This window comes from Sporosarcina sp. FA9, from assembly GCF_051550205.1.
Taxonomy (GTDB): Bacteria; Bacillota; Bacilli; order Bacillales_A; family Planococcaceae; genus Sporosarcina.
Genome location: NZ_CP188819.1, coordinates 22,492 through 32,500, shown reverse-complemented (window position 1 = coordinate 32,500; position 10,009 = coordinate 22,492). Strand labels below are relative to the sequence as shown.

The 10,009-nt window shown below is 40.6% G+C and carries 9 protein-coding genes, 1 tRNA gene and 1 other RNA gene (1 of these 11 cut by a window edge); 2 read left to right on the top strand and 9 right to left on the bottom strand.

Going from position 1 to position 10,009, the window contains the following annotated elements; all coding sequences use genetic code 11:
• The 4 genes from recR to ffs form a co-directional block, all read right to left on the bottom strand.
• Nucleotides 1-475, bottom strand: the 5' portion of a protein-coding gene (recR, locus tag ACP8HH_RS00190; protein ID WP_438314206.1) for a recombination mediator RecR. Its footprint begins 122 nt before the window's first position; 475 of the gene's 597 nt are visible here — the first part of the coding sequence; it begins with the start codon at nt 473-475; its stop codon lies off the left edge, out of view.
• Nucleotides 476-486: 11 nt separating this feature from the next.
• Nucleotides 487-807, bottom strand: coding sequence for a YbaB/EbfC family nucleoid-associated protein (locus ACP8HH_RS00185; RefSeq protein WP_438314203.1), 321 nt, complete (start codon nt 805-807; stop codon nt 487-489).
• Between the two features lie 22 nt (nt 808-829).
• Nucleotides 830-2,593, bottom strand: a complete 1,764-nt coding sequence (gene dnaX / locus ACP8HH_RS00180) for a DNA polymerase III subunit gamma/tau (protein ID WP_438314200.1) — start codon at nt 2,591-2,593, stop codon at nt 830-832.
• A gap of 219 nt (nt 2,594-2,812) precedes the next feature.
• An RNA gene (gene ffs, locus ACP8HH_RS00175) (signal recognition particle sRNA large type) lies at nt 2,813-3,078 on the bottom strand.
• 116 nt (nt 3,079-3,194) lie between these two features.
• On the opposite strand from ffs, the gene ACP8HH_RS00170 reads away from it, so the two are divergent.
• Nucleotides 3,195-3,287: transfer RNA gene (locus tag ACP8HH_RS00170), tRNA-Ser, on the top strand.
• 442 nt (nt 3,288-3,729) lie between these two features.
• On the opposite strand, the gene thrB is transcribed toward ACP8HH_RS00170, so the two are convergent.
• From thrB to ACP8HH_RS00155, 3 genes are read right to left on the bottom strand one after another with little or no spacing between them, the layout of a single operon-like run.
• Complete coding sequence (thrB, locus tag ACP8HH_RS00165) at nt 3,730-4,623, bottom strand: homoserine kinase (RefSeq protein WP_438314198.1); 894 nt, start codon at nt 4,621-4,623, stop codon at nt 3,730-3,732.
• Nucleotides 4,623-5,678, bottom strand: a complete 1,056-nt coding sequence (thrC, locus tag ACP8HH_RS00160; RefSeq protein WP_438314195.1) for a threonine synthase — start codon at nt 5,676-5,678, stop codon at nt 4,623-4,625. Before thrC ends, thrB begins: the two co-directional genes overlap by 1 nt.
• Before the next feature lie 5 nt (nt 5,679-5,683).
• A complete protein-coding gene (locus ACP8HH_RS00155; protein WP_438314192.1) occupies nt 5,684-6,979 on the bottom strand; it encodes a homoserine dehydrogenase in 1,296 nt (431 codons plus the stop codon).
• A 145-nt stretch (nt 6,980-7,124) separates the two neighbouring features.
• Between ACP8HH_RS00155 and ACP8HH_RS00150 the strand changes: the two genes are divergently transcribed.
• Nucleotides 7,125-8,489 (top strand): aspartate kinase, encoded by a 1,365-nt coding sequence (locus tag ACP8HH_RS00150; protein ID WP_438314190.1) that lies wholly within the window; start codon nt 7,125-7,127, stop codon nt 8,487-8,489.
• Nucleotides 8,490-8,570: 81 nt separating this feature from the next.
• On the opposite strand, the gene ACP8HH_RS00145 is transcribed toward ACP8HH_RS00150, so the two are convergent.
• Together ACP8HH_RS00145 and ACP8HH_RS00140 are read right to left on the bottom strand one after the other, a co-directional pair.
• Complete coding sequence (locus ACP8HH_RS00145; RefSeq protein WP_438314187.1) at nt 8,571-9,221, bottom strand: deoxynucleoside kinase; 651 nt, start codon at nt 9,219-9,221, stop codon at nt 8,571-8,573.
• Nucleotides 9,218-9,856: a deoxynucleoside kinase gene (locus tag ACP8HH_RS00140; RefSeq protein WP_438314184.1), complete on the bottom strand. Its 639-nt coding sequence runs from the start codon at nt 9,854-9,856 to the stop codon at nt 9,218-9,220. Before ACP8HH_RS00140 ends, ACP8HH_RS00145 begins: the two co-directional genes overlap by 4 nt.
• Between the last annotated feature and the right edge of the window lie 153 nt (nt 9,857-10,009).

Genomic DNA, 10,009 nt, shown 5'->3' with positions numbered 1-10,009 from the left:
GCCTAGAGATGTACATAGCGGTCGCCTCTCCTTCAATCGTCGGATTCGTCGCAAGGATTAATTCTTCGACTTCTTCGTTTTGTAAACGTACTAATAGAGAGGAAACATTAATATCTTCTGGACCGATACCATCCATTGGCGAGATTGCGCCGTGCAGTACATGATACAAACCCTTATAGTCCCTCATCTTTTCCAAGGCAATAACATCCTTAGGATCTTGAACAACACAAATGAGAGAACCATCACGTGACTGGTCTTGACATATGTGACAGGGATCGATATCCGTAATATGTCCGCAAGTCGTACAAAAACGCAGATTTCGTTTGGCGTCTACAAGCGCTTTCGCAAACTCCATCACGCTGTCCTCTTTCATACTAAGAACAAAAAACGCCAGTCGACCCGCTGTTTTTGGGCCGATTCCTGGCAACTTCATAAAACTATCTATTAACTTCGATATAGGTTCAGGGTAATGCATATCAGTTCCTCCTAGAACATCCCAGGAAGGTTCAATCCTTTCGTGAATTGTCCCATCGTAGAGTTCGTTAGTTCCTCAGCTTTCTTCATTGCTTCATTAGTAGCGATAACAATAAGGTCCTGAAGAATTTCAACATCATCTGGATCAACGACAGATGGATCGATAATTACTTCGACAACTTCTTTATCTCCCGAAACAATCACTTTCACCATGCCGCCGCCAGCTGTAGCCTCAAGACGTTCTTCTCCTAGCTTCCCTTGTGCTTCTTCCATCTGCTTTTGCATTTTTTGCATTTGCTTCATCATACCTTGCATATTTCCTTTTCCACGCATGTTTGTTTCCTCCTCTTAGTTTTCAATCATTGAACACTTTAATGAAATCCTTGCCAAAAATCTTCTCCGCCTCAGTAACAAGGGGATCCATATTTTCTTGCTCTGCCTCTTGTACAAAAGAGTGCATTTCTTCAGCTGCCGCCTCTTCAATAGATATATCGGACTCTTCCGGCTTCTTCGGAGATAGCTTATTATTTCTAATGAAATCTTCCCTAACTTTTAGCCAACCTTCTTCAGGAACATAAATCACTTCATACCCTTTACCTGTTCGAGAACTTAGTGCTTCTGAAAGATCAGATCGTAGCGATGTATTTTCGGAAGCCATAAGACAATGGATTTCATATTTGAATTTTAACACAAAAGCATTGTCTGATGCTGCAACAGGCTCTGTTTCTTCAAGAAGTGCTGAATGAGACTTCTGCATCGTCTGCATCATCCCCGCCCACTCTTCTCTAATCGTTTGTATATCAGTCTTTGTTGCAGCTTTTAGTACTTCATTTATTTTACCTGTGGGAATACGGAACGATTGAGGCGACTTGGAAACATTCTTTCTAGGTTGTTGAACGCCCGCAACTGGTTGCCCCGTATTTACCCCTGCTGCAATCAGTTTCCTTAACTCTTCAATTGTTTTTTCCAAACCAATCACTTTTTCATAGAGTTCAGTATCAACTACCTGTTTGTTTCCTTGTTGAACTGGACTGGCGCTGAAATTCACCATTTTCAGTAATGCAGATTCTATATATACTCTCGCGTGATTTGAAAAACGCATTTCTTGCTGTGTTTTTGCAAGCACATCAATAAATGAATAGAGAGTATCTGGATTAAACTCTTGAGCCAACAACTTGAAACGTTCTTCGCCTGATATGATTTCAAGAAGGTTATCCAGTTCTGGCGCAGTACGAAGGAGCAGTAAGTCTCGAAAAAAAGTAATTAAATCCTCCGCTAATCTAGAGACATCTTTACCTTCTATAATAAGTTGGTTTAGCAACGATAATATGGTGCCTGCATCTTTATCTTGCAAAGCCTTCGCCATTTGATAAAAAATATCCTCGCCGATTGAACCTGTTACTAGAAGCGCATCTTCAACTGTTAGTTTATTTCCACTGAACGATACAACTTGATCAAGCATACTAAGTGCATCACGCATTCCACCCGACGCCGCCTGAGCAATCACTTTCAAAGTTCCTTCATCTGATTCGATGCTTGCGTCAGTCAGAATAACTTTCATTCGCTCAATAATATCAAACGGAGACAAAGGTTTGAAGTCGAAACGTTGGCACCTAGAAATTATTGTGAGCGGTAGTTTATGAGGTTCAGTTGTAGCGAGAATGAAAACAACATGAGATGGAGGTTCCTCAAGCGTTTTCAGTAGAGCATTAAAAGCAGAATTGGACAACATATGGACTTCATCAATAATATAGATTTTAAATCGTGAGCTAGATGGTGCAAATCGAACTTTCTCAATAATTTCTCGCATTTCTTCAACGCGCGAATTAGATGCTGCATCAAACTCTATGACATCTGTATTCGAGCCATCAGTAATACTAAGACATGTCGAGCACTCGTTACATGGTTCTTTTGCAGGGCCGTTCTCACAGTTTAATGCTTTCGCAAATATTTTAGCAGCACTTGTCTTTCCAGTCCCTCTTGGACCAGAGAACAAGTATGCATGTGTAGTCTTATTATGTAGGAGGGCATTTTGTAGCGTCTGTTTCACATGCTGCTGACCGGACATCTCAAGAAATGACTGAGGCCGATAGACACGGTAAAAAGCTTGATACACCAACAGTTTCCTCTCCTTCTACCGCAATGCGTTAATGATTCATATTATAGCACAAATTGTTTTCTAAAACCTTTTACTCTATTCCAATTACACCTTAAATACGTGCATTTAAATTCGTTATCACAGCTTGTCATATAAACGCCTCTGACAATCATCAACAAATGATATGCAGTTAAAAAAACTCGCCCAAGTTAATGGACGAGTCGAATGGTATATGTAATGCCGTGCACCTTCCTCTGACAGCCAAACATAAGCGTTACTCCTGTCGCCAGCTCAGTCTAGGCGATCCTACGGCACATGAGAAATTCCACTTAATGCTGCTTCCTTCCGGACCTGACATAGTTCATGGGTTCCCATTGCGTAGGACCCAAACGTCAACACTACGTGCAAAAGGCAGACCCTACATGTGGACAGCCTCGGGAAGGGATTCAGTCTTGCTAGAGCGGATTGCAAGTTACAGGGCTCCGCTATCTCCCCACCTAGCACGGCATTTCTAAGTATACATATCCTAACGATAAAAATCAAATGAAAAATAAATCTTTCTTATATTAATAAAACTGTTGACATACCTTTTAAAACATGATAAATTATTAATTGTTGTCACGGAGGAATACCCAAGCCTGGCTGAAGGGATCGGTCTTGAAAACCGACAGGGGTGTCAAAACCCGCGGGGGTTCGAATCCCTCTTCCTCCTCCATATTTTAAACTTAGCGCATAAGTTTGGAGATTGAATTCATTACTTAGTAACGAATTTATCTAAACACAACCTAATCAAAAACTTCTAAGGTCGCCATATTGGCGGCCTTTTTTATTATCATATTTCAGGCTCTACTCTGAAAAACAGACCTAATATACCCCTAAAGCAACACAAAACCCACCCGCAATCCAATAGGAACCCCAAACACACACTCTTGGAGAAGCAGCAAACGAGTGCAGAAGCGTCAAGCGTGAGCCGTTGCAAGGAGATCGGCAGTGCACTTTCTGTCGAGCTCCTTGCGTAAGGCCATCGCAAGTGCCAAGCGATATTGAGAACTACACACTCATAGAAACTTCAACTGAAAAAGCACAAAAGTAATTTATTAACAAACAAAAAAGCAGCAACACTCATTGATTGAGTCCGCTACTTTTTCTATGGTAACTCACTTTATTATCGAACCTGTTGCGGATGGTTGAACAGCTACGCAATCATAATAAGAAAATAGTGCCGCTAACTTCCCAGCAACCTCATCTTCTAACCCCGCCTCTACTGCAACAAAAAGGGACGGCCCTGCGCCACTAATCGTCATGCCATACGCCCCTAACTCCTTACAAGCCAATCGAATTGCATCAAAGTCCGGAAATAAACGCTTTCTATACGGCTCATGGAATCCGTCTTTCTCCATCATCTGTCCAACCATACCCCAGTCATTCTGAACAATCGCTGCAGCAAGAACACAGCCTGCTGCACTACTGCGAACGGCCTCTTTATGAGAGAGTTGCTCCGGAAGAAGTCCTCTTGACTCTTCAGTAGCCAGTGCGTTTGGTGGAACAAGAACGACTACCCCAACTTTAGGTTCTTTCACATGTATAAAACCCATGTTTTCACCATCAAAGTAGGATATAACCGCTCCCCCTAAAAGTGCAGCCGATACATTGTCGGCATGTCCTTCTAGCTGGCTTCCCAATTTCACCTTTTCATGATCGGATAGATCCAAAGTAAGCACTTGATTCACGATTTCAATACCTGCCGCAATTGCCGAAGCACTACTTCCAAAACCTTTTCCTAAGGGAATGTCTGACTTAATAACAAGTTTTAAAATTGGCGAGTTTTTTCCATATTGCTTTGCAACATTTAAAATCGTTGTAACAATTAAATTATCCTCACCTGTTGTTAAACCCTCAAATCCATCATCTACATAACAAACTTCCCACACTTCCGATGCAACAACGTCGACAGTCATATAAAGACCAAGTGCAAGCCCAACGCTGTCAAAACCAGGGCCGAGGTTCGCGGTAGACGCTGGAACGACCACCGAAAATCCCGGTACATTCATCACTTTGTCCCCGCTTTCAACTCACTCAGTAATTGGTCAAACTCTTCACGCGACATTAATGACTTTTCTTTATTTACCTCAATTGCTGTATCAGGATCTTTAAGTCCGTTTCCCGTTAGAACTGCAACGACAACCGAGCCCTTCTTTAGTTTGCCGTTCTCTACTTGTTTTTTCACTCCTGCAATCGATGCACATGAACCTGGTTCTGCAAAGATTCCTTCGGCAGAAGCAATTAAGCTATATGCCTCTAGAATCTCTTCATCTGTTGCAGCAAGAATTGTTCCATTGGATTCAGCAAGTGCATTTTTGGCAAGATCCCAACTCGCGGGATTACCAATACGTATTGCTGTAGCAACCGTTTCAGGATTTTCAAAAATACGATCATATACGATTGGTGCGGCACCATCTGCTTGTACACCTAGAAGTTCTGGAAGAGCCGTACCTTTTTTATCTGCATATTCTTTAAAGCCTTTCCAAGCTGCAGAAATATTGCCTGCATTGCCGACGGGAAGCGCAAATATATCTGGTACTTTGCCAAGCTGGTCAATTGTTTCAAACGCAATTGTTTTTTGTCCTTCAAGACGATACGGATTCACCGAATTTACAAGTGCGATGTCTCCTTCGCCTGCTTCACGAACCATTCTTAGTGCTTCGTCAAAATTCCCTTCAATTTCAAGAATTTCTGCACCGTACATTTTTGCCTGCGCCAATTTCCCAAGAGCGATTCGCCCTTCTGGAATAACTACGATTGTTCGCATACCTGCACGTGCTCCATATGCGGCAGCCGACGCGGATGTATTTCCTGTAGAAGCACAAATGAGAACTTTTTTACCTTCCTCTTTTGCTTTCGCTACAGCCATAACCATTCCACGATCTTTAAATGAACCAGTAGGATTGGCTCCTTCAACTTTTACGTAAAGTTCAATTCCCCATTCCTTCGATAGGTTTTCCAAATATATAAGAGGAGTGTTTCCCTCATGCAATGTAAGCATAGGTGTCTTATCCGTCACCGGCAGCATATCTTTATAGTTTTCTAATAATCCATTCCATCTCATTGTCATTATTCCCCTTCCACCCGATAATGGCTTAACACACTAATTACTTCGGGGGTGTTATTAAGTTCTTGTAATACATCTAGATGTTGTTGTCGAGACATGCGGTGTGTAATGAACACTAGCTCAGCATTTTCCACTTGATCATTAGACGGATGCTGAACAACGGATGCCAAACTCACTGCATGTTTGCTGTAAATTGCTGCTAAGTTGGACAAGACACCAATTTTATCTTTCACTAAAATACGGTGGAAATAACGTGCAAATCGATCACAATCTTCTTTTAATTTCCGTTCGTGTTGAGATGAATGAAGTCTTTTTCCGTTCACTCCTAAGAGCAAATTACGGCATGCCGCAATAACGTCCGCTGTAATAGAAGTTGCTGTAGGTAAAGAACCAGCACCAGGTCCGTAAAACATTGTCTCGCCAACTGCATCGCCATATATATATACTGCGTTAAATTCATTGTTTACAGTTGCCAGGGGATGTGAATCCGGGAACAGAACAGGTTCAACAGACACCGCAATGCCGCCTTCATCCATTTCTGCAGAACCGACCATTTTCACTGTATACCCTAAACCTGTAGCCAGTTCCAAATCTCCGTCTTTAATGTCTTTCATCCCTCGAACAAATACATCATCGAGCCTTACTTCCATTGAAAACGCAAGTGATGCTAAAATAACCATTTTCCGTGCAGCATCAATGCCATCAACGTCAGAAGAAGGATCTGCTTCCGCAAAACCGAGTTCCGTTGCTTCTGCTAAGGCATCTTCATAAGACATTTTTTCATATTTCATTTTTGTTAATATAAAGTTTGTCGTACCATTCACAATCCCCGTTAATGCAGTAATACGGTCGGATGCAAGCCCGTCCTCCATAGTACGAATAAGAGGGATACCGCCTCCAACACTCGCTTCATAAAACAAATCACATTTATTCTCATCTGCAAGTCTTAGTAGCTCATGACCACTTTCAGCCATGACGTCTTTGTTTGCTGTTACAACAGCCTTTCCAGCATTAAGAGAAAGTTCGATTGCTTCTTTCCCTTCAGAAATACCACCCATTACCTCAACTATTATATCAATTGTTGGATCGTTTAGTATTTCATCCAAATTCGTCGTGAATACCTCGGGGTCTAATTGGGTATCTCTTTTTTTAGATTTATCTTTTATTAACACCTTTTTTATGGCCACAGGAACTCCAAGTTTATGCTGTAAATCAATTCTATGATCGTTCAAAATTTTTGCTACTCCACTTCCAACAACACCAAAACCTAATAATCCAATATTAATTTCATTTTTCAATTGACGATTCTCCTCACTGTATGTACACTATAAAAATACAATTGCTCTATGCATAAACACATTATAGGGAAATTCACTAACAATAACAACCCTCTACTTCAGATTAAACACAGAATAATAATTTAAAAGATAGGACTTGATAACAATGAAAGTATCAAAATTCGGAGGAACATCCGTTGCCTCTGCCGAACAAATTAGAAAAGTTGCCGCGATTGTTTCATCTGACCCTACAAGAAAAATCATCGTCGTTTCAGCGCCAGGTAAACGATTTTCTGAAGATGAAAAAGTAACAGATCTGCTTATTCGTCTAGCTGACGTAGCTCTTAAAGGCAAAAATCATGAAGCAGAATTAAAAGAAGTAGTTAGTCGATACGAGCAAATTGCCACTGAACTCGGGCTTTCTAATGAAATCACACTATCCATTGAAAATGATTTACGTGGTCGTTTGGTAGCCGACTATAGCGATCCAAGCTTGTTCATAGATTCATTAAAAGCGTCTGGTGAAGATAATAATGCGAAACTAATTGCTGCCTATTTTACGCATATCGGTATGCCTGCGCAATACATGTGTCCCAAAAAAGCGGGTCTCCTTGTTAATGATCGCCCCGAACGCGTCCGCGCGCTGACAGAAGGATACAACAAATTAGCACAATTACGTGAAGTACCAGGAATCATTGTATTTCCTGGATTTTTTGGATTTACAAGAGACGGAACACTTCGAACATTTAACCGAGGCGGATCAGATATTACGGGTTCAATCGTCGCCGCAGCAGTAGACGCTGAGTTATATGAGAACTTTACGGACGTTGACTCCGTTTTTGCAGCAAACCCGAACATCGTCGATAATCCAATGGCTATAAAGGAATTAACGTACCGAGAAATGCGCGAGTTGGCATATGCTGGATTTTCCGTATTCCACGATGAAGCACTTATGCCTGCATTTCTAAAGTCGATTCCAGTTTGCATTAAAAATACAAACAACCCAAGTGCACCCGGTACGTTTATAGTAAAAGACCGCGACCATTCAAATCGGCCCGTTATCGGAATTGCTTCAGATAGTGGATTCTCAACGCTCTTCGTGGACAAGTATTTAATGAACCAAGAAATAGGTTTCGGACGTAAGCTTTTGCAAATATTAGAAGACGAGGAAATTCCTTTTGAACATACACCATCAGGCATTGATAATCTATCTGTCATTATCCGAAGTAAGTTCTTAAATGAAGAAAATAGTGGACGCATCGTTCGTCGTGTAAAAGAAGAATTAGGTGCGGATGAAGTCCGTCTCCGGACGACTGATTATTCAATGGTTGTTCTCGTTGGTGAAGGTATGCGATTCACAACAGGACTTGCTGCACGTGCCGCCACTGCGATAGCCGCATCGGGCGCCAATATCCAAATGATTAACCAAGGGTCTTCGGAAGTAAGTCTGGTTTTTGGTATTGATAAAAAAGATGAAAAAGTCGCATTGAAATCTCTTTATAAAGAGTTCTTTTCACTAATAATGATTTGAAAGTAGGGCATCATCCACTAAGTGGGATGATGCCCTACTCTTTTAATACTTCAAACATTAGCTAAGAATTGCTTTTGGGGACTAATTCTTCAGCATATCACCAATCTTTTCTATGATGGATTCTACATCTTTTGAATTATTAACAAGATCATACTCCGTAATATTCAATCGCAGTACGGGACATGCATCAAATGAATCAATCCATTCTTCGTAGCGACCGTATACCTCTTCCCAATAAGCAATTGGCGTTTGCTGCTCCATAGAGCGTCCGCGCTCATGAATTCTTGAAATAATACCATCCAGGGGTCCATCTAAATATATTAGTAGACTGGGACTTGGGAAGTAAGGAGTTAAAACCATCGCTTCGAATAAATGAATGTATGTATTGTAATCTACTGGATCCATTGTGCCTTCTTCCATATGCATCCTTGCAAAGATACCCGTGTCCTCATAAATTGACCGGTCTTGTATAAATCCCCCGCCATTTTCAAAAATCTTCTTTTGCTCTTTAAAGCGTTCCGCAAGAAAGTATATTTGCAAATGGAAACTCCATTTTTTAAAGTCCTCATAGAATCTCCCCAAATAGGGATTCTCTTCTACATTTTCAAAAGATGTTTTGAAATCCAATGCTTCTGCAAGTGTCTTTGTCATCGTTGACTTGCCGACACCTACAGTACCTGCAATTGTAATTACAGCATCTTCAGGTATTCCGTATTTCTCTCGTAAGTTCATTTCAAAGTCGCTCCCTTTTTTATCGCCGCATCGACTTCTTGCAATATAAACTGCATATCTATGTCGTTTTGAACAAAATCATAATGGTCTCCGTTAAAACGGAGAACCGGAATTTCAGGGTGCTCCTTTTCGAATTGTTCCATAAAAACATGATAATCATCTGAAAGTTGTTGGATATATGCCGGATCCATATTCTTTTCAAATTCTCGACCGCGAAGTGCAATACGTTTCATGAGTGTTTCTTGACTTGCGTGTAAATAAACAACAATATTAGGTACCGGCATATCCTTTATTAAAATCTTATAAATCGCTTCATACTTTTCATATTCGGTTGAACTAAGTGTTCGCTTCGCAAAAATTAGGTTTTTGAATATATGGTAATCTGCAACAGCGGGTTTTCCTTGAACTCTGTTTTCTTTTTTTAAATCACTCAACTGTTTATATCGGTTACATAAAAAAAACATCTCCGTTTGGAAACTCCACTCTTCTATATCCTTGTAAAACTTATTTAAAAATGGATTTTCATCAACAATCTCCTTCAGCTGATGGAAATTCTGTGATTCCGCAATTGCTTTGGAAAGCGACGTTTTACCAACACCAATTGGGCCTTCAACTGTTATAAATGGAATTTTCATCAGAAATCCCCTTTCAATTCATAATTATATCGTGCACTTTATATTATCATAAAGAGTAAAAATAATGTCTAACGGAGTCGAATATCCGATTTTTTCCACGTGGAACAATTAGAATGATAAAGAAGGATGTAAAACTAAGTCACACCTACCACT